Source organism: Streptomyces sp. GQ60 (genome assembly GCF_059758875.1).
On the sequence record NZ_JCAXEG010000016.1, the window covers coordinates 154,946 to 174,548 of the forward strand.

Annotated in this window: 17 protein-coding genes; 12 read left to right on the plus strand and 5 right to left on the minus strand. The window is 74.0% G+C overall.

What is annotated here, in order from left to right:
* Window positions 1-314 precede the first annotated feature (314 nt).
* From AC6CKD_RS30600 to AC6CKD_RS30650, 11 genes are all read left to right on the plus strand, one after another.
* Window positions 315-1,175: a TauD/TfdA dioxygenase family protein gene (locus tag AC6CKD_RS30600; RefSeq protein WP_498331815.1), complete on the plus strand. Its 861-nt coding sequence runs from the start codon at window positions 315-317 to the stop codon at window positions 1,173-1,175.
* Window positions 1,172-1,945, plus strand: coding sequence for an HpcH/HpaI aldolase family protein (locus AC6CKD_RS30605; protein WP_498331817.1), 774 nt, complete (start codon window positions 1,172-1,174; stop codon window positions 1,943-1,945). The genes AC6CKD_RS30600 and AC6CKD_RS30605 overlap by 4 nt, the downstream gene beginning before the upstream one ends.
* 68 nt (window positions 1,946-2,013) lie before the next feature.
* Window positions 2,014-2,928, plus strand: a complete 915-nt coding sequence (locus AC6CKD_RS30610; RefSeq protein ID WP_498331854.1) for a PLP-dependent cysteine synthase family protein — start codon at window positions 2,014-2,016, stop codon at window positions 2,926-2,928.
* Window positions 2,929-2,960: 32 nt separating this feature from the next.
* Entirely contained in the window at window positions 2,961-4,796 is a 1,836-nt protein-coding gene (gene asnB, locus AC6CKD_RS30615) for an asparagine synthase (glutamine-hydrolyzing) (protein ID WP_498331819.1), read from the plus strand.
* Complete coding sequence (locus AC6CKD_RS30620) at window positions 4,793-5,866, plus strand: PrpF domain-containing protein (protein WP_498331821.1); 1,074 nt, start codon at window positions 4,793-4,795, stop codon at window positions 5,864-5,866. The genes asnB and AC6CKD_RS30620 overlap by 4 nt, the downstream gene beginning before the upstream one ends.
* Entirely contained in the window at window positions 5,863-6,966 is a 1,104-nt protein-coding gene (locus AC6CKD_RS30625) for an acyl-CoA dehydrogenase family protein (protein WP_498331823.1), read from the plus strand. Before AC6CKD_RS30620 ends, AC6CKD_RS30625 begins: the two co-directional genes overlap by 4 nt.
* Window positions 6,954-8,357 carry a dihydroorotase gene (locus AC6CKD_RS30630; RefSeq protein ID WP_498331825.1) on the plus strand — a complete coding sequence of 468 codons (1,404 nt, stop codon included), beginning with the start codon at window positions 6,954-6,956 and terminating at the stop codon, window positions 8,355-8,357. The genes AC6CKD_RS30625 and AC6CKD_RS30630 overlap by 13 nt, the downstream gene beginning before the upstream one ends.
* A 3-nt stretch (window positions 8,358-8,360) precedes the next feature.
* Window positions 8,361-10,184, plus strand: coding sequence for an NAD(P)H-dependent oxidoreductase (locus AC6CKD_RS30635; RefSeq protein ID WP_498331827.1), 1,824 nt, complete (start codon window positions 8,361-8,363; stop codon window positions 10,182-10,184).
* Between the two features lie 32 nt (window positions 10,185-10,216).
* Complete coding sequence (locus AC6CKD_RS30640) at window positions 10,217-10,567, plus strand: hypothetical protein (RefSeq protein ID WP_498331828.1); 351 nt, start codon at window positions 10,217-10,219, stop codon at window positions 10,565-10,567.
* Between the two features lie 15 nt (window positions 10,568-10,582).
* Window positions 10,583-10,765: a hypothetical protein gene (locus AC6CKD_RS30645; RefSeq protein ID WP_498331830.1), complete on the plus strand. Its 183-nt coding sequence runs from the start codon at window positions 10,583-10,585 to the stop codon at window positions 10,763-10,765.
* A 98-nt stretch (window positions 10,766-10,863) separates the two neighbouring features.
* Window positions 10,864-11,931 carry a hypothetical protein gene (locus AC6CKD_RS30650; RefSeq protein WP_498331831.1) on the plus strand — a complete coding sequence of 356 codons (1,068 nt, stop codon included), beginning with the start codon at window positions 10,864-10,866 and terminating at the stop codon, window positions 11,929-11,931.
* On the opposite strand, the gene AC6CKD_RS30655 is transcribed toward AC6CKD_RS30650, so the two are convergent.
* Genes AC6CKD_RS30655 through AC6CKD_RS30675 form a run of 5 tightly spaced genes read right to left on the minus strand, consistent with a single transcriptional unit; the run spans window position 11,885 to window position 17,997 of the window.
* On the minus strand, window positions 11,885-13,030 hold the full coding sequence (locus AC6CKD_RS30655; protein WP_498331833.1) for a beta-ketoacyl synthase N-terminal-like domain-containing protein: 1,146 nt from the start codon (window positions 13,028-13,030) through the stop codon (window positions 11,885-11,887). The genes AC6CKD_RS30650 and AC6CKD_RS30655 overlap by 47 nt on opposite strands.
* The gene (locus AC6CKD_RS30660; protein WP_498331835.1) at window positions 13,027-14,406 is read right to left on the minus strand and encodes a class I adenylate-forming enzyme family protein; all 1,380 of its coding nucleotides are present in this window, start codon (window positions 14,404-14,406) and stop codon (window positions 13,027-13,029) included. The genes AC6CKD_RS30655 and AC6CKD_RS30660 overlap by 4 nt, the downstream gene beginning before the upstream one ends.
* Window positions 14,403-16,115 carry a thiamine pyrophosphate-binding protein gene (locus AC6CKD_RS30665; protein WP_498331837.1) on the minus strand — a complete coding sequence of 571 codons (1,713 nt, stop codon included), beginning with the start codon at window positions 16,113-16,115 and terminating at the stop codon, window positions 14,403-14,405. The genes AC6CKD_RS30660 and AC6CKD_RS30665 overlap by 4 nt, the downstream gene beginning before the upstream one ends.
* A gap of 26 nt (window positions 16,116-16,141) precedes the next feature.
* Window positions 16,142-16,780, minus strand: a complete 639-nt coding sequence (locus AC6CKD_RS30670; RefSeq protein ID WP_498331839.1) for a hypothetical protein — start codon at window positions 16,778-16,780, stop codon at window positions 16,142-16,144.
* Entirely contained in the window at window positions 16,777-17,997 is a 1,221-nt protein-coding gene (locus AC6CKD_RS30675) for an aldehyde dehydrogenase family protein (protein WP_498331840.1), read from the minus strand. Before AC6CKD_RS30675 ends, AC6CKD_RS30670 begins: the two co-directional genes overlap by 4 nt.
* Before the next feature lie 470 nt (window positions 17,998-18,467).
* Here AC6CKD_RS30675 and AC6CKD_RS30680 point away from each other — a divergent pair, with 470 nt between their 5' ends.
* Window positions 18,468-19,412: a GNAT family N-acetyltransferase gene (locus AC6CKD_RS30680; protein ID WP_498331842.1), complete on the plus strand. Its 945-nt coding sequence runs from the start codon at window positions 18,468-18,470 to the stop codon at window positions 19,410-19,412.
* Window positions 19,413-19,603 lie beyond the last annotated feature (191 nt).

Consider the following 19,603-nt stretch of genomic DNA (forward strand, 5'->3'; position numbering starts at 1 on the left):
GGCTATTCGAGGGAATTGCCAGGACGGCGGCAGAGTGATTCCAGGCTTACCGAGGGGAGCACGAAGGGAGCGGGGGGACAAGAATTCGCGACGGCGCGCTGCGACTTCGGCGACTTGGTGAAGTCGTCGTACTCCCCGTGGGTCTGTTGCCCCGTCAACGACCTCGTGGTTGGCTCGGCCCCGTCCTGTCCGGCAGGTCCCGTCCGACCTGCTGACCATCCCTCCCGTGACCGGTGAGCGCCTGCGCTCAGTGGCGGGGCACGGCGCGCCGGCACGGGGGGCGCAGGACCTCTGCCGCGCTCGGAAGGAATCTGGTGTCCACGTTCGACATACGAAAGATCGGCGGCCGTATCGGCGCGGAGGTGATGGGCGTCGACCTTTCCGCTGGTATTTCCGATTCTGTTTTCGGGCAGATCAACGAGGCGTTCCTGGAGCACAAGGTGCTCTTCTTCCGGAACCAGGACATCACCGACGACCAGCAGCTGGAATTCGCGGGCCGATTCGGTCCGCTCACCCAGAAGCACCCGCTGATGCGCACCGTCGACGGAGCCCCGCAGGTGCTCGCCGTCGACGGCGACGACCAGCGCGCCGACCACTGGCACACCGACATCAGCTTCACCACCACCCCCTCCCTCGGGACGACGCTGCGCAGCGTCGTCCTGCCGCCGTACGGCGGGGACACCCTCGTCGCCAACGCGGCCGCGGGTTACAAGGACCTGCCGGCCGAGCTGCGCGAGATCGCCGACCGCCTGTGGGCCGTGCACACCAACCACGCCGAGCAGCCGCGGCTGGGCACAGAACGCGGGGACAAGGTCCGCGAGGCGTTCCTGGCCCGCCGGTTCGAGGCCGCCCACCCGGTCGTGCGCGTCCACCCGGAGTCCGGCGAGCCGAGCCTCTTCCTGGGCGGCTTCGCCCAGTGGCTGGTGGGCATGGAGGTCCGCGACTCCCGGCCGATCATCGACGTCCTGCAGAGCTACGTGCGACGGCCGGAGAACACCGCCCGCTGGAGCTGGCGCCCGGGCGACGTCCTGATCTTCGACAACCGCAGCACCCAGCACTACGCGGTCAACGACTACGACGCCCACAAGCGCGTGCTGCACCGCGTCTCCATCAACGGCGAGGTGGCCACGGGCCTCGACGGCAAGCAGAGCTACGCCATCAAGGAGGGCGAGTGAGCACCCGGGGACCGGCCGGCTTCGCCCGGCGGCTGCGCGACCGCGAGCGGCTCGTCGGCTACTGGATCGCCTGCGACAACCCGGTGGGCACCGAGCGCATCGCGAGCCTCGGCTACGACTACATCGGCGTGGACGGCCAGCACGGCGTCATGCACCAGCCGGGCTGGCAGGCCGCGATGCTCGCGGTCGACTCCTGGCAGATCTCCGCCGGCCTGATCCGCGTTCCGTCCGCGGACCCGATCGCCATCGGTGTCGCACTCGACACCGGGGCGCGCGGCGTCATCGTCCCCATGGTCGACACCGCCGAGCAGACCCTGACGGCCGTGCGCGCCTGCCGCCACCACCCGGCGGGCACGCGAAGCCTCGCGGGGCCGGTCCGCGCCGAGCTGCGGGTGGGCTCCGTACCGTCCGACATCGACGGCGAGACCGCCTGCATCGTGATGATCGAGACGGCCTCCGCCCTGGAGAACCTCGAGGCCATCTGCGCCGTGCCCGGTCTCGACGCGGTCTACGTGGGCCCCGCGGACCTGTCCGCCGCGCTCGGCGCCCGCTGGTTCGGCGACCCCTCGGCCTCCGCCGCACTGGAGGCGGCCCTGGAACGCGTCACCGAGACCGCCCGCCGGGCGGGCATCGCCTGCGGCATCCACTGCCTCGACGGGGAGAGCGCGGCCAAGAGGCTGACCGAGGGGTTCACCTTCGCCACGGTCTCCAGCGACATCACCCATCTGCAGCAGGCCGCGGCCGCACATCTCGCCGCCGCGGGCGCATGACACTCCTTGGGGGAGCAGTGACGACGCAGACCGAACCGTGGTCCGCAGGCCCGGCCGCGGCCGGCCGGCTGCCCGTACGCTCGCTGGACGAGCTGGTCGGCGGCACGCCGCTGCTGGAAGTGGACCTGGCGGGTCTGGCGCCGTCCGTGCGTCTGCTGGCCAAGCTGGAGATGTTCAACCCCCTGTTCAGCGTCAAGGACCGGGCGGCGCTCGCGATGCTGCGCGAGGCCGAGGAGTCGGGGCTGCTGCCCGCTTCCGGCGGCACCGTCATCGAGTGCTCCTCCGGCAGCACCGGCATCTCGTTCGCGGCGCTGTGCGCCCGGCGCGGTCACCGCTGCGTCATCGTGATGCCCGACAACGCCAACGAGGAGCGCCGCCGCCTCCTGGACGTGCTGGGCGCCGAGGTGGTCCTCGTACCGCACCGGGACGGGCTGATGGCCGCCTGGGCGCACGCCGAGGCGCTCCAGCGGGCCACACCCGGATCGTGGGTGCCGCACCAGGACCGCAACCCGGCCAACGCCCGGTCCCACTACGAGAGCACCGGACCCGAGATCTGGGAGGCCACCGGGGGCGCGGTCGACGTGCTCGTGTGCGGGGTCGGCACCGGCGGCACCATCACCGGTACCGCCCGCTACCTCAAGGAACGCCGGGACGTCCACGTCGTCGCCGTCGAACCGGCCCGCTCCGCCGTACTGTCCGGCGGCGCGGCCGGCCCGCACGGCATCCCCGGAATCGGCGCCGGCTACGTCTCGGACATCACAGATCTCACCCTCATCGACGAGGTCGTCGCCGTGCCGGACGAGGCCGCAGCCGCCACTGCCCGCGAGATCGTACGTGCCACCGGCCTGCCGGTCGGCACCTCTTCGGGAGCCGCCGCCTGGGCGAGCTGCAGCGTCACCGCGCATCCGCGCTGGGCGGGTGCGACGGTGGTCACCGTCTTCCCCGACAGCGGGGAGCGCTACTTGTCCACGGCACGCGGCTGACCCGTCGTCTCCTCACGGAAAGACAGGCAGACATGTGCCGGATCTACGGCTACTTCAACGCGGCGGCGACGCCGCACGAGATGCGCACCGTCGCGGCGCTCCAGCGCCACGGCGGCCCCGACGCCACGGGCATCCGCCAGGAGGTCCTCTGGGGGCTGGGCAACAACCGGCTCGCCGTCGTGGACCTGGACGGCGGAGCGCAGCCCTACGGGCTGGGCGGCCGCATCCAGGTCGTCTTCAACGGGGAGATCTACAACCACGGAGCACTGCGCCACCGCCTCGAAGGCCTCGGCCACCACTTCGAGGACCGCTGTGACGGCGCCGTCATACCCGCCCTCTACCTGGAGTACGGGGACGACTTCACCGACCACCTCGACGGCATGTACTCCATCGCGCTGGTCGACCTGCGCGGCGAGGTGCCCCGGCTGCTGCTGGCCACCGACGAGATGGGCATGAAGCCCCTCTACTACCGGTGGGACGCGGCGGCCCGCTCGCTGCACTTCTCCTCCGAGATCCCGGCGCTGCTCGGCTTCGGCGGGGCCGCACCCCGGATGCGCGAGGAGTCCCTGGACGCGTACCTGGCCACCCGCACCCCCTTCGGCGCGCAGACGATGTTCGAGGGCGTCGAGGTCATGGCCCCGGCGACCACCATGGTGTGCGCCCTGGGCAGCGCGCCGAGCACCCGGCGGCGCCCGGCCGCCGCACTGCCGCAGCCCGGTCCCGGGGACGCGGCGGCCACGGCCGTACGGGTCCGGCGCACCCTGCGCGAGGAGGTCGGCCGGCTGCTCGTCGCCGACGTGCCCGTCGCGCTGATCACCTCCGGCGGACTCGACTCCAGCCTGGTGACCGCGCTGGCCGCCGAGCACGGCCCGGTGCACTCCTTCAACATCGCCTACAAGGGCTCCTGGCCCTTCGACGAACGGCACTTCGCCCGGCAGGCCGCCGAACGCGCGCGGGCCGTGTACCACCAGGTGGAGATCGACCCGGCGGACTTCCCGGCGCTGCTGGAGGAGACCGTCTGGCACCTGGGGCAGCCCAACGCCGACCCCATCGCCCTCAGCACGTACGCCCTGTTCAAGGCCGTGCGCGCGGCCGGCTTCACCGTCGCGCTGACCGGCGACGCCGCCGACGAGGTCTTCGGCGGGTACGGGCGGATGCAGCACGCCGCCGAGTCCGCGGCGGCCGGCGCCGCCTGGGCGCCGGGCTACCTGGACGCGCTGTCGGCCGTGCCGGCCGCGCTGCGCCGCTCCCTGTACACCGACGCCTTCCGCGAGCGCCTGCGCGAGGTACCGGCCCTGCCGTCCGACGCGGAGGCCGACCTGCTGCACGGCCCCGGCACCGTCCTGGAACGCATCACCCGCTTCGAACTGGGCCACCGGCTGCCCGCCTACCACCTGCGCCGCGTCGACCACCTCAGCATGGCCGGCTCCATCGAGGTGCGCCTGCCGTTCTGCCAGAGCTCCGTCGTCGCCCTCGGCCGCTCGCTGCCCGACCGGCTGAGGCTGCACGACGGCCAGGTCAAGCGGACCCTGTACGCGGCGGCCGCCGGCCTGCTGCCCGACAGCGTGCTCGACCGACCGAAGCAGCCGTTCACCCTCCCGATCACCGCGATGCTGCGCCCCGGGCAGCCCATGTGGACCCAGGCCCGGGACCTGCTCACGCCCGCCCGGCTCGAAGCCGACGGCCGGCTCGACGCCGCCGCCGTGCGGGCGCTGTTCACCGCGCAGGCCGAACGGCCCGGCGACACCACGGCCCTGGCCCTGTGGTCGCTGCTCGTGCACGAGGTGTGGCGCGAACAGTTCCACCCCGCCCGCACGGCAGCGCACCCCGCCGCCGCCCCGCACGCGTCCGTGGCGGTGGCCGCGTGATCGGCCACCTCGCCTACGCCGCGGGCAGCCCCTGCCCCACCTTCGTCCTCGACGCGGCCCGTCTGCCGCGCGAGGAGACGGCCCTGCTGGTGCACCTGGCCGAGGCCCGCCGCTACCTCGCCTCCGCGGGCGGCGCGCACGTCCTGAAGATCGCGCTGGTCGAACCGTCCGCGCACCCGATGTTCGACCTGGACTACCGGTTCGTCCAGGCCCTGCCGGGTGCGCCCGACCAGTTCGACCTGCGCGGCTCCTGCGGCCACTCGATCCTGTCGGCGGTCGTCGCGGCGGCCCGGTCGGGGATGCTGGAGCGCCTCGTGCCGGGCGTACGGATCCGCGTGAACGTCCTCAACAACGGGGACAGCGTGGTGTGCGAGGTCGACCGGGCCGAACGCGACGAGGTCCGCTTCACGGTCACCTTCGTCCAGCCCCGGCCGGTCCCCTTCGCCGAACTGCTTCCCACCGGCCTGCCCCGCACCGTGCTCGACACCGGCGGAGAGCGCCACGAGGTGTCGATGGTGGCCAGCGCCAACACGTACGCCTTCGTCGACGCCCGCACCCTGGGGATCGCGGACACCGCCGCCCTGTTCGGCGCCGGGGACGACCTGCTGCGCCGCCTGGAACGCATCCGGGGTGCCGCCGCCGACCTGCTGGGATGGCGCCGCGACGGGGCCTTCCCCAAGATCGCCGCGATCCTTCCCGGGGAGGACGGCGGCCTCTCCGCCCGCGCGGTCACCGTGCCCGGCTGGCACCCGACGATCGCGCTGACCGGAGCCGTGTGCCTGGGCACCGCCGTCCGCATCCCGCACACCGTGCCCTGGCGGATCGCCCGCGAACAGGGCGCGGCGGACGGCCTGGTGGACATCACCACGCCCGGCGGCCGCACGGCCGTCGCCGCCGTGACCGCGCTGCACGGAGACGGCGCCGCGGACGGAGCCGGGGACGGCGCCCTGTTGTGGTCGAGCGTCGCGCGCAAACACGTCACCTTCCAGGGCTCGTTCGTCCTGGAACCCCTGAGTCATCTGCAATTCGAGGAGGTCGCCCAATGCCTGGCGCTGTCGGGAGCCGCATGAAAACGAGGCTCGGACCCGAGCTGCACCAGCTGCTCCACGCGTCCGCCGAGAAGTCGGCGGCGACGGGTGAGCCGGACGGCGAGGCCGTGGCGGCGCTGCGCTCCAGCGGGCTGCTGGCCACCGCGGTCCCGCACGCCCACGGAGGGGCGGGCGGGGACGCCGGCGAGATCAACCGGGTCACCGCCGCGATCGCGGCCGCCAATCCGTCGGTGGCGATCATCGCGTTCCAGCACTTCGCGGTGAGCGCCCGGATCGCAGAGTGGGGCACCGAGGAGCAGAAGCGCACCCTGCTGCCGCGCCTGGCGGACGGCAGCGTGCTGGCCGCTTCGTCGTGGAGCGAACTCGGCGCGGGCGCGGCGAAGCAGAACCTGTCCAGTACGGGCGAACGCCGCTCCGACGGCGGCTGGGTGCTCCGCGGGGCCAAGACGTTCACCACGGGCGCCGCCGTGGCCGACCTCTACCTGGTCCTGGTGAGCACCGGCGGGTCCGAGACCGACGAGCGGGTCGTGTACGGGGCCGCCGGGCAGACCTTCTTCCTCGTCGGGGCGGACAACCCCGGCCTCGTCCCGGACCTGGGACTGGACCTGGCCGGCATGCGCGGCTCCGCCACCGGACTGGTCACCCTCGACGACTGCGCCGTGTCCGACGCGGACCGCCTGGGCCCCGAGGGGCGGGCCGCCTCGATCATCGCGGGCGTCCGGGAGTCCGGGGCGACCCTGGGTGCGGTCTCGGCCGGCATCGCCCAGGCCGCCTTCGACCTGGCACTGACCCACGCCCGCTCGCGCGGGCTGCTGGAGCTGGCCACCGTGCGCCACCGCCTCGTGGCCCTGGCCACCCGGCTGGAGTCCGTACGCGCGACGGTGGAGCGGGCCGGTGCCCGCACCGCCCCCGACCCGGGCCTGGCCACCCTGCACAGCAAGCTGTACGCCACCTCCGCCGCCGAGGAGATCTGCCTCGACGTCGCGCGGATGCTCGGCTCGGCCGGTTACCGCGCCGGCGGCAGCGCGGACCGGCTGCTCGCGGACGCCCGCGGGGTGGGACTGATGGGTCCGACCAACGACCTCTGCCGGGAAGTGGTGGCGCTGTCATGGACCGCCTGAACCCCGCCGCCGGGGCCACCGAACTCGTCGTCAGCGGACGCCGCCTGGTCACCCCCCAGGGGGTGCGCCCCGGTCACCTGCTGATCAGCGGCGGCCGGATCACGGACGTCTCGGACACCGACACGGCGCCCGCCTCCGTCCCCCGCGTCGACGCGGGCGACCGCTACGTCCTGCCCGGCCTCATCGACACCCACGTGCACTTCAGGACCCCCGGTCTGACCCACAAGGAGGACTGGGAGCACGGCAGCCGGGCCGCCGTCCGCGGTGGCGTCACCACGGTGATGGACATGCCGAACACCCGCCCGCCCACCCTCGACCCCGAGGCCGTGCTGGCCAAGGCGGCCCTCGTGCAGGGCCATTCGCTCGTGGACTACCGGCTCCACATCGGCCTGGACCCCGACCACCCCGAAATCCTGGCCCACCTGGACCCGGACATCGCCACCAGCGCCAAGATCTTCATGGCGGGCCACCACACGGCGCCCACCGTGGTGCGCGACGCCGCGCAACTGGAGAAGGCCTTCGCCGCCGCCGCGGAGGGCGGCGTCCAGCTCGTCCTGCACGCCGAGGACGACGACCTGTTCGCACTGCTCGACGCGTGGTGGGGCGAGCCCGACAGCTATCTGGAGTACGAGACGCGCCGCCCGCGCACAGGCGGCATCGTCGCCGTCGCGAAGATCATCGATCTGGTGCGACGGTACGGCACCCGGGCCCACATCCTGCACCTGTCCAGCGTCGAGGAGGCGGACCTGGTCTGCGCGGCGCAGGCCGCCGGCCACCCCGTCACCTTCGAAGTCACCGGCCACCACCTGTCGTTCACCGACCAGGACACCCGGCGCCTCGGCGCCCGCACCCGGCTGTCGCCCTCGATCCGCGGTCAGAGCGACCAGGACCGGCTGTGGCAGGCCCTGTGGCGGGCCCAGGCCTCCACGCTGGGCAGCGACCACGCCCCGCACACCGTCGCGGAGAAGACGAGCACTCCCGCGCAGTCGCCACCCGGCCTGCCCGGAGTGCAGGAGCTCGCCGTCGCCGTGTGGACCGGCATGCGCCGGCGCCGGCCCGACGAGGATCCCGACATCGCGATCGCCCGTCTCGCGCACCACATGGCCGCCGTTCCCGCCGAGCTGTTCCGGCTGCCCGGCAAGGGACGCCTGGAGCCGGGTGCCGACGCCGACCTCGTCGTCTTCGCGCCCGACACGCCCTGGATGTTCTCCGCCCACGACGTGGAGAGCAAGTGCGGCTGGTCGGCGTACGAGGGCTGGACCTTCACCGGACAGGTCGACAAGACCCTGCGCGCGGGCCGCACCGTGTGGGACGCGGCCACAGGATCCTTCGGCGCGTACGACGGCCGGCTTCTGCGGGCGGCTCCCGCACCCACCAGACAGGAGAGCTGAAGCATGGTCAAGAGGAAGTCAGTCGTCATCGCGGGCGGCGGCATCGGCGGCCTGGCGGCGGCGGTCGCGCTGGCCGGCGCCGGCAACGGCGTCATCGTCGTCGAACGGTCCGGGCGGATGGGCACCCAGGGCTCCGGCCTGATGCTGTACCCCAACGGGGTGAGGGCCGTGGACGCCCTCGGAGCCCGGCTGGGAGCACGCATCCGCTCGCTCGGCCACGTCACCCGGCCCGACGAGGTCCGGGTGCTGATGGACTCGGCGGGCACGGTCCTCGCACAGGAGCCGATCGGAGCGATGGGGGAGGAGCAGGGCGCCCCCCAGATACCGATGCTGCGCAGCGCCCTGCAAAGGGCCCTGCTCGACGAGGCCCTCGCCGCGGGCGCGGCAGTGATGCCCGGAGTCGCCGTCGAGGACTACACCTCGGCCGACGACGCCGTCTCCGTGCTGCTGTCCGACGGCAAGACGCTCGACTGCGGCGTCCTGGTGGGAGCGGACGGCATCCATTCGGCCGTACGGCGCCGCATGCTCGTGGACGGGCCCGCGCAGTACCGCGGCTACTCCTCGGTGCGCGGCCGCACCAAGGGATCCGTACTCGGCCAGCGTTCCTACGTGGTCAACGGCCGCGGCATCCAGCTCTTCATCGCCCCCGTCGGCGGGGACACCCTGTACTGGACCGCCAAGATCACCTCGCGCGCCGGGGCGTGGCCCGCCAAGAGCCCGGCCCGCGCACAGGAGGACCTGGCCGCCGCCATGGCCGGATGGCACGCCCCCGTACGCGACCTGATCCGCCACGCGGACCCGCTCGACATCGTGGTGACCGACATCCACGACCGCGACCCGGCACCGCGCTGGGTCGACGGCAGGGTCGCCCTCCTCGGCGACGCGGCGCACCCGATGGTCCCCGCCCTCGGCCAGGGCGCCAACATGGCGCTGGAGGACGCGGTCGTGCTCGCCGACGCCATGGCCGCGCACGAGGACGCGGCGTCCGCGCTGCTCGCCTATGAGCACGAGCGCCGGGACCGGACGGCCGCCGTGGTCCTCAAGTCCCGCCGGCAGGGCGCCCTGGACCAGGGCGCCGGCCAGGCCGCGGAGGAACAGCGCAACGCCCGTGTGAAGGCCGAGGGCCGCAAGGACGCCGACACCGACGACGTACTCGGCTGGCGCCCGCTGGCCCGGACCCGCGACCGGTCCAACGCGCCGGCCGTGGCCGACCTGCCGGAACGGGCCCGTACGGAGGCCGCCGACGCGCCGCACATCGTCCTCATCAGCGGATCCCTGCGCCGGGGATCCACCTCGGACCGCGTCGCCGACTGGTGTGCGCAGGGCTGCGGCGGACAGGGAGCCACCACCCGCGTCTTCTACGGCGGCGACGTCGACTTCCCCGCCTACCGGCCCGGACTGGGCGCGTCCCGGCCCGACGTCCAGGAGTTCCTGGACGAACTGCGCCGCGCCGACGGCGTCGTCCTGGTCTCGCCGACCTACCACGGCACCGTCTCCGGCCTCCTGAAGAACGCCGTCGACTACATCAACGACCTGGACGGGCCCACGCCCTACCTCGAAGGCCGTGCCGTCGGCTGCGTTGCCGTCGGCGCCGGAGCCCAGGGCGCGGTCTCCACGCTGGCCACGCTGCGCACCATCGGCCACGCGGTGCGCGGCTGGCCCACCCCGATCGGCGTGGCCGTCTCCCAGGCGCCCACGCCCCTGCCGGCGGGGGCGCAGCCGTCCACCCCGGACGGGGAGCGCCTCCTCCAGATGGTCTCCCAGGTCATGTGGATGGGCCGGGTACGCGTGGCCCAGAGGCCCGCGCTGCTCGGCGCCGCGGCCTGACCTCCACCCACCCGACACAAGGAGCAGCATCCATGTCCGCAGCATCCATGTCCGCAGTATTTGCGACCGAGTCCGCAGTACCCGCGACGGGGGCGGCCTACCACGCGGTCCCGAGCCTGCTCGGGCCCGTCTGGCGCGACGCGAACGTCCGGACCGGCCCGTCCCTGGAGAGCCCGGTCGTCCAGCTCCTGCTGCCCGACGCCGCGGTCAGCCACCGGGCGGAGGGCTGGCAGCTCGGCGACGAGGTGGTCGAGGGCGAGCACCGGGACGGCGTGATCGTCAGCTCCGTCTGGTTCAAGATCGACGGCGGCTGGTCGAGCGCCGTCAACTTCGAGCCGGAAACGGTCTCGACGGTTCTGGAAGAGCAAGATCCCACTCGATAGAAGGGGGTACGGACCGTGTCCGCACTCAGCAGGGAGCTCAGCGAACGCATCGTCACCGAGACCGGCACCGAGGCCCCGTCCACCGACGAGGCCGCCGAGTTCGAGGAGTGGCTCGAGGTCGTCAGGGTGTCTCACGAGGAGCTCTACGCCTGCGTAGCCGGCGAGATCGAGTCGCACATCATGACGAAGGGCTTCTGACCGCCGGTGCGCCCGGGACCCGTCCCGGGCGCCCCCACACGGGCACCGGCACCCGCACCGGCACCCGCACCCGGACAACGGCCGAAGGGGCCGCCGCCATGACCACCGCGTTCCCCTACCTGGGCACGGGCCCCGACGCCATCGAGTCCCTCGCGCACACCCGCATCTCGTGCTGGGTGCACTGCCTGCGCGACGCCCTGTACGCCACCGGACTGCGCGAGACCGCGTCCGCCCTGGCCCAGCCGCTGGACTTCGTCGTCGAACGCACCGCGGAGGGCGACCTGCTCACCCTGTACGGGGGCCAGGACGCCGACTACCACCACCCGCGCTTCCAGCGCGGCCTCAGCGCCCGCTGGGAGACCTCCCCGCAGGACGAGGAACGGGCGCTCGACACGGTCCGGCGGGAACTCGCCCGCGGCCACGCCGTGCCGGTCTCCCCCGACCTGCGCGGCATGCGGCACTCGGAGTTCTACCGCGTCCCCTACGTCGGCTACCCGCACACCTTCCTGGTGCACGGGGTCGGCCCGAGCACCTCCCTGGCCGCGGACCGCAACACCCGTGCGAGCAGCGGCTTCACCGACAACCGGGGCACCGTCCCCACCGGAGAACTGCGCCGGGCCATGGCCGGAGCACCCGTCCTGGTCTGGGACACCGGGCCGCCCACCGCCGACTGGCCCGACGAGCTGAACGGGCTTCTGGAGCGCTCCGTACGCCGGATGACCGAGCCTGGCCGGGCCGAGGCAGGTCTCGCCGGGCTGCTGGCCCTGCCCGGCGTACTGGAGGAACTGGAGCCGCACGCCGGCCGCGCGCGACTGCTCCAGATGCGCGTCGCCGGGCCGCTGCAGCGCCAGGTCGCCGGTGACCGCCTGCTCCTCGCCCGGGTCCTCGCCACGGACCCGTGGCTGGCGGAACGCGACCCGCGTACGGCGGCGCTGGCCGCCGAGTGCGCCGAGCTGACCCGGGCCTCCTCCGACGCGCTCGTGGACCTGGCCCGCGCCGTCTTCCTGCTCAGCCGGTCCTGGTCCGCCGACACCCTGCGGCTGTGCGCGCGGCGCGCCAACCGGGTCCACGAACTCGACGCCCGGGCCGCGGACCGGATGGGCGCGCTCGGTGCGGCCCTCAGCGGCCGACGGCGGAGACCACCAGAACCGCGTTGTTCCCGCTGAACCCGAAGCTGTTGACGAGCGCGTGTTCCGCCCGCGCCGCGGGCACGGCGGCGGTGACCGGTCTGACCCCGTCCGGGACCTCCATCGGGCTGCGCAGACCCGGGGTTCCGGGCACCCACGCATCGCGCAGGAACCCCGACGCGGCGACCACCCCGGGGAACGCCGAGGCGTGCAGCAGATGCCCGACGGCCCCCTTGTGGGAACTCACCGGCACCGGGCCCCAGCCCAGTGCCCGGGACACCTCGCCCACGGCGGCCACCTCCGCGGCGTCCCCCTGGACGGTCCCCGTGGCGTGCGCGTGGACGTAGTCGACACGGCCCACGCCCGCGTCCTCCAGGGCGGCGAGCATGCAGTCCCGGATCGCCGCGGGCTCCGAGGCCACCGCGCGGGTCGAGTCGACCAGGCAGGCGGCGCCGCTCAGCAGGGCCTGCGGCCGGTGGCCCCGGTCGAGCGCGGCGGCCCGGGTCTCCAGGACGAACGCCCCGCCGCCCTCGCCGACGGTCAGTCCGTCCCGCTCGGAGTCGAACGGCCGCGCACCCGCCGGGCTCAGCGTCCTGACCACGTCCATGCTCTCGTACTCGTACGGGTTGAGCGCGCTGGCACCCACGACCAGCGCCGTCGTACCCAGACCGGACAGCAGCCACTCCCGCGCGAAGGCGGCGCCGAAGGCCGCGGACGCGCACGCGTGCGACAGGTGGACCACCGCGGTGGCGCCCGGCGCGGCCCCGCACGCCGCGAGCAGCACGTCCGGGTCGGGACCGGTGAAGTCCCCGCCCCGGCCGGGGCCCGGCGTGTCCGCGGAGAGCTCCATGGCCTGGGACACGATCACCACCAGGGAGCCGTCCGGGAGCCGTCGCAGACCCGCCGCGCGCAGCGCCTGCCGGGCCGCGGTCAGCGCGAGGCGCTCCTTGCGGCGCCCGGGAGCCGCCGGGCAGTCGGCGGGCCGCACCGCGGCCACCGTCCGGCTGCGGAAGTCGCCCTCGAAGGCCGTCAGCGGCCCGAACGGCCGCGCGCCGCGCCGCAGTCCGTCCCAGAACGCCCGCGGCCCGCAGCCCAGCGCCGTCACCAGACCCGTCCCGGCCAGTGCCAGCGCGGTCACGCCGCGGCCTCCCCCGCCGCCCACGCCCGCAGCCGCACCCGGTCGTGCTTGCCGCTTCCGGTGCGGGGCAGCGCGGTCATGACGCGTACGGCACGCGGCCGGATCTGCGGGGGCAGACTGCGCCGGCAGACCTCGGTGACCCGCCCCGCAACCGCCCCGCGGTCCCCGTCCGCGCTCTCGACGAACGCCCACACCACGTCGCCCCGGTCCCCGCAGCGGACCCCGACCACCGCGGCGTCGAGGACCCCGGCCGCACTGCGCACCGCGTCCTCGACCACGGTGGGCGCCACCGTCTCGCCGTGGACGACCAGCACCTCCTTGATCCGCCCGCTGACGGTCAGCCATCCGCCGTCCGCCAGGCACCCCGTGTCCCCGGTGCGCAGCCAGCCGTCCCCGGTGAAGGCGTCCCGTGAGAGCTCGCCCGACTCCACGCGGAGATAGCCGAGCATCAGGCTCGGACTGCTCACCTGGATCTCCCCCGCGGGTCCCGCGATGCGGACCCGGACACCGTCGACGAGCCGTCCCACCGATCCCCGGCGCACGTCCCCCGGGGCGTTCAGGGCGACGTTGGGGCCGGCCTCGCTCAGCCCGTACCCGTCGTGCAGCGCGCCCCCGGTGACGCGCAGGAAATCGTCGTAGAGCGCCGGAGTCAGCACGTCCCCGCCGCACCCGCGGATCCGCAGGGCCCCCAGCCGCCGCGCCACGTCCCGGTCCTTGACGGCCTCGGCGGTCAGCATCCGGTACATCGAGGGGACCCCGTCCAGCGAGGTGACCGCCTCCTCGCCGAGCAGCGACAGGACCCGCCGCAGATGGAAGCCGCTCTCGGCGAACAGGTGGGCCCCGGTGGCACGCCAGACCTGGAGCACGCTGAACCCGTAGGCGTGCCGCAGCGGGAGCGGCAGCACCAGTCCGTCGCGCGAAGTGATCCCCATCCGCCGCCCCGTCGCACCGCCCTGGTGGACGAGAGCGGAGCGGGAGACGGCCACGGCCTTGGGATCCCCGGAGCTGCCGGAGGTCCAGAACACCGCGGCGGTCCGCTCGGGCAGGGCCGTCGCCGCCCCCAGCGGGGCCGGGGCCACGAGGGGCTCCCCGCCGGCCCCGCAGGTGATCAGGGCGGCGGGCGCGATCCGGCGCACGGGCGCCGCGCCGTCCAGCAGCAGCGGCGCCCCCACGCGCTCGGCGGCCACCGCGGCGGCCACGGCCGTCAGCGGGTGGTCGCAGGCCAGCGAGACCCCCCGGCCCGGCCCGGCACCGGCCGCCACCAGGGCCGCCGCCGTACGGGAGACCAGGCGGGCCAGATGGGCGGGCGCGACGGCCTCGCCGTCCACGGTCAGCGGCGGCAGGGCGCCCCGCGCCGGCCACGCGGCCCCGCTCACGCGGCATCCCCGGGCTCGTCGGCGAACAGGCCCCGTACGCCCACGGGGACGTCCGCGTCGCGGACCGGGACGGTGATCACGGCCAGGCGCCCGGCCCGGGTCACGTCCCGGGCCTCCTTCAGCGCCGCGGCGAGCTCCGACCCCGTGGTGCACCGGGCGGTCCAGCCGCCGGCGGCCGCCACCGCCGCCGGTACGTGTCCGGGGGCCGTGAACCGGGTCAGGCCGTCGGGCGCGTCCTCCGCGGCCCGCATGAAGCGGGGCCAGCCGTAGCCGCCGTTGTCCAGGACGAGCACGGTGATCCCGAGACCCTGTTCCACGGCCGTGGGCACCGCGGCCAGGCTCATCTCCAGCGCCCCGTCCCCGCACACGAGAACGGTGTCCCGGTCCGGGGCGGCCAGCGCCGCACCCACCGCGGCGGGCAGCCCGAACCCCACCATCGTCTGCTCGCCGGGGGTGACGACATGGGCCCGGTCGCTGACGGACAGCACCGGGAAGTGGTAGCCCCACATGTCGTGCAGACCGTTCTCCTGCACCAGGGTCGCGTCCCGGGAGAACGCGTGCTGCACGGCGCGCAGCGCCGCCGGCACGGTCAGCCCGTCCGTGTCCCCGTACGCGTCCGCCCCTGCGGAGTACCGGGCGTGCAGCTCCTCCCGCACCGCCCGCACCCGGGCCGCGCCGGCCCGGGCCCGCCCGGCGCGTGCCGCGCGCCCTTCCTCCAGTACGGCGGACAGCTGCTCCAGGACGACACGGGCGTCGCCGAGCAGCGCCGCCTCCGGCTCCACGGCGGTGAGGAAGACCGCCGGATCGATGTCGATGTGGACGAGCTTCGCGGAGTCCAGGGAGTCCCAGCCCATCCGGGCCGTCTCCTCCAGCCGCGAGCCGACCGCGAGGACCACATCGGCGCCGGCGAGCAGGCCGTCGGCCGGGGGAGTGGTGTACAGCCCCACCAGACCGCAGGCCAGCGGGTGTTCCTCGTCGACGGTCCCGCGGCCCGCCGCCGTGGTGAAGACGGGCGCGCCCAGCAGTTCCGCGAGCCTGCGCACGGCCGGACCGGCGCCCGACGGCTTGCACCCGCCGCCCGCCACGACGACGGGCAGCTCGGCGGCGGCCAGCAGTTCGGCCGCGCGGCGCACCTCGTCGGGGTCGGCGCCCGCACGGATCCGGCGCACGGCCCGGCCCCGGTCCGCCCCCGCGGCCGCCGGCGCCGCGCGCACCACTTCGTCGGCTATCTCCACGAGCACCACGCCGGGGCCGCCGTTGACGGCCAGGTGCACCGCCCGCCGCAGCGCCCAGACCAGCTGCCCCTCCCGCTCCACCAGGAAGCTCCACTTGACCAGCGGACCGGCCATGGCCGCCTGGTCGGTGTACTGGAAGCCGCCGCGCCCGATCCCGCTCACCGGCACCCGGGTGGTGACGACGAGCACCGGCGCCCCCAGAGAGGAGGCCTCCAGCAGCCCGGTGAGGGAATTGGCGAAACTGGGGCCCGAGTTGACGGCCAGGACGGCGGGCCGTCCCGAGACGGCCGCGTGCCCGATCGCCGCGCAGGCCGCGACCCGCTGGTCGCGTACGGGGACGACCCGGAGGCCCGGCTCGGACCCGGCCGCGTCCATCAGGCCGGGCTCGTCCGAAGGAAGTCCGAAGACGGCGTCGCAACCGGCGTCCACGAGGGTTCGGGCGACGACGTGCCAGGTGTGGTGGTCAGTGGTCACAATGCTCCTCGGCGGGTCGGGACGGATCAGGTGGTGCGGGCGATCTGGCGCAGGTAGGCGCGGGCGACCGCGCTGCGCTCCCACAGCGCCGGGCCGATGCCGGGCGGCGCCGGCGCGGACACCGGCGCCGGCCCCCGTACGGGCGGCGGGACCGGCGGGCCGGCGGGCGAAACCCGTGTGGCCACGGCCCAGAACGCCCCGGTGTCCGGGCGCCGCAGCACCTCGCAGACGTAGACGGACGGGGCGCGGCCGGAGCTCGCCATCACCTGGGCCAGGCGCACGGCGGCGGTGCCGTCCGCGGGGCGGGAGCCGAGCACGTATCCGGGCCCCTGCCAGCCCGTGGTCGCGATGAAGCGCTGGAGCAGCCCGGAGGGTTCGAGGGCCACGGAGTCGCAGGGGCGCAGCCGTCTGCCCGGGTCGTCGCGCCGCGCCACGAACTCGTCGGCGGCGTACCCGGTGTAGTCGGTCGCCGCGAGGATCACCGGCGCGACCCGGCCACCGCCCGCGGCGGCCGCCGCCGACGGCTCGTACAGATCGGACAGCGCCGCGCACACCGCGTCCGCGGCGTAGGGATCCGCGAGCAGCCGGCGCGGCCCGACCGCGGGCACCGGCGGATCGCCCTCCTCGCGTCCGCGGACGACGGGCGGACTCAGCACGGACGTCAAGGGCGGGCTCTGCGTCCGGCCTCGGCGGACAGCAGCAGCGGGCGTCCGCTGACGCCCCCCGGCCGGCGGACGCTGCTGGCCCGCGGACCGTAGCCGCCGAACGGGCGGTTGCCGTCCTCCACGTCGAAGGTGATGCGGTCCTGGCACACCACGCTCGTCGAGATGCGGGTCTGCGCCAGCCCCGGCTCGCCGAACACCGACACGTACATGCCGCGGGCCGTCTCCTCGGGGGAGTGCAGCCACTGCCGGATCTGCCCCGCGTGCTCGTACTCCATGGTCAGGACGACGGGCGAGAAGAACTCCGGCGGGTGGAAGGCGTCGTGCCACGGCATGTGCAGCAGCGACGGCTGGACGACGCCGCGCACGGGGTCCACGTGTCCGCCCCGCACGACGGACTGACGGTGCACGGAGAGGAACGCGGCCGCTCCCTCCACCGCGTCGGGGTAGACCAGCGGAGCCACCTTCGTGGAGGGGGAGCGGCGGTCGCCCACGCGCACCGCCGCAAGGGAGTCGGCCAGCCGGGTCACGGCCTCACGGGCCACCGACCGGTGTACGAAGACGATGTCGGTGCACAGGCAGTCCTGGCCCGAGTTGTAGAGGCGGGCTTCCAGCACGCTGCCGCAGGCCGCGTCCAGATCCGCCTCCGGGCCGATCACGAACGGGTTGGGCCCCGACCCGAAAGCCAGGAACAGTGCGTCGTCCGGCAGCCCCGCAGCGACGCTCCCGGCGTTCTCGGGCTGCCCGGTGAACACCACGGCGTCCGAGGAGGCGCAGTCGGCGAGGAACGCGCGCTGCGACACGGGCGCCATTTCCACCAGGCCGCCCTGCGCACGCACGGCCGGACCGATGATCTCGTGGACGGCCATCGCGGAGCTCGCCACGCGCGCCGAGGGCCGGATCCGTATCTCGTCGGAGTAGAGGGACGGAATGACGCCGAAGAGGATGTACGAGTAGAGCAAGTTGTTCGACGGAAGGAACGTCGCGAGCCGCCGCAGCCGTCGCGGGGAATTGCGCAGGATTTCCCAGGGAGCGCCGGAGAGCACGCGCAGGGACCGGAAGAATTCGTCCTCCGCCGCCTGCCGGGTGGCGACCCCGGTGAGGACGGACATCAATTCCTCCCGCCGGTCCAGGAGCGCGCCGGCCAGTGCCGGAATGACCTCGTCCAACCCCTCCGTCGTGGCGCTGACCTGCTCTTCATCGATGACGCCGGTCCGCATCGCACACCCCCCTCAGCCCATGGCCATGACTTCCAGGCTCCCGAGGAGGGTCACCCCGGCAAGCGGGAATCCGCATCTCGCGACGTGCTCTCTTTTCTGGAATCCCGGCGGCCCGGACAGAGCAAGAAAACAAAACGTTCACCCCGGAAAACCGGGTGAACAGGGGCTCGGTCGGACCCGTAGTGGACAGCATTTTCGGAGAACGCCGGGGCTCCGGAGGGCCAGTAGCATCCGGGACGACCGAAGGCCGGTCCGATCGAAAGGAGTCGCACGCAGTGTTTCCCGTGGAATACCGCCCCGCCGCTTTCCTTTCGGCGGCCGGCCCGGAACCGGAGGGTTCGTCGCCCGGTGGGCCACTCGTGAACCACAGTGGCCCGGCGCCCGTCGACGAGCTGCCCCGGCACGGCCTCTGCACGTGTGAGAGCAGCCGAGGCCGCCGACCCGTCCCTCAGAAAGGGGACCGCAACCCAATGACTCTGCCCCAACACCTCGCCGTGAAGAGTGCGGCCGAGGTCCCGCTGGACAGTCTCGTCGACTTCGTCCGGTCCTACGAGGAGAGCATCACCGGCATCGCCTCGTACACCCGGGAGGACCTCCTCCTGGAGACCAGCCACCCCGGCTACGACCCGCTCCGCAACAGCTGGTGCCTGACCCGCCCGCAGGGCGACGTCATGGCGTGGGGCGGGCTGACCCTGCGCGGCGGCGCCACGCTGGACGGCGCCCTCACCGTACTGCCCGGCCACGACGGCGACACCGCCGCACGCGAGCTTCTGGAGCGTCTGCTGCAGCGCACGGACGAGCTGGCCCAGGAGAACGGCTCGGAACCGGAGATCACGATCGGCGGTGTGCTGACGGGGGATCCGGTCGTTCCGCGGGTCCTCGAGGCCGCGGGATTCCGCCGTCAGGTCAGTTTCACGCAGGCCGAGATCGACCTGACCGAGCCGCCCGTCGCCGCGGTCCTGCCCGAAGGCGCCCGCGTACGGCCGATCACCACGCCGGACGACGTGCGCGCCGCGCACCGGCTCCACGTCCAGACCCGTACCAAGGGGACCAGGACGCTCGACTACGAGACCTTCCGCACCCGGCTCGAGCAGTTCGGCGTCGCGACCGAGCAGGGCGTCGGAAGCGCCCTGCTCATCGAGATCGCCGACCGGCCCGTCGGACACGTCCTCGCGTACGCCGCCGGGGAGGGTCAGGGAAGGATCGTCGACGTCGGAGTCTCGCCGGCCTCCCGCGGTCTGGGCATCGGCCTCGCCCTCATCACGACAGCCCTGGCGGCCCTCAGGGAACTCGGCTGCCACCGGGCCCTGCTGGCTCTGGACTCCTCCCGGATACAGAACCTCAACGGTCTGTACACGCTGCTCTCGGTGACCGGTTCCCGCGCCGTCACGCACTACGTCAAACGCCCGTCCTGACACCGCCCGTGCTGGTGCAGGAAGACACCGTAAGCATGGTCCACCCGGCGGGAGCAGTCCAGCCGGAGTTCCGAAAGTATCCGTATCCCGCCGGGATCAGCCGACACTCAGCCAAGTCTGGTGGAGGTCCTCAAAGAACAGGTTCGGAGAACACCCCATGAGCGTCCGTTTGTTCACCTCGGAGTCCGTGA

Excerpts from the sequence above, each read along its gene's own strand:
- asnB (WP_498331819.1), top strand. The coding sequence starts at position 2,961 with ATGTGCCGGATCTACGGCTACTTCAACGCGGCGGCGACGCCGCACGAG.
- AC6CKD_RS30625 (WP_498331823.1), top strand. The coding sequence starts at position 5,863 with ATGAAAACGAGGCTCGGACCCGAGCTGCACCAGCTGCTCCACGCGTCC.
- AC6CKD_RS30630 (WP_498331825.1), top strand. The coding sequence starts at position 6,954 with ATGGACCGCCTGAACCCCGCCGCCGGGGCCACCGAACTCGTCGTCAGC.
- AC6CKD_RS30635 (WP_498331827.1), top strand. The coding sequence starts at position 8,361 with ATGGTCAAGAGGAAGTCAGTCGTCATCGCGGGCGGCGGCATCGGCGGC.
- AC6CKD_RS30640 (WP_498331828.1), top strand. The coding sequence starts at position 10,217 with ATGTCCGCAGCATCCATGTCCGCAGTATTTGCGACCGAGTCCGCAGTA.
- AC6CKD_RS30650 (WP_498331831.1), top strand. The coding sequence starts at position 10,864 with ATGACCACCGCGTTCCCCTACCTGGGCACGGGCCCCGACGCCATCGAG.
- AC6CKD_RS30675 (WP_498331840.1), bottom strand. The coding sequence starts at position 17,997 with ATGCGGACCGGCGTCATCGATGAAGAGCAGGTCAGCGCCACGACGGAG.
- AC6CKD_RS30680 (WP_498331842.1), top strand. The coding sequence starts at position 18,468 with ATGACTCTGCCCCAACACCTCGCCGTGAAGAGTGCGGCCGAGGTCCCG.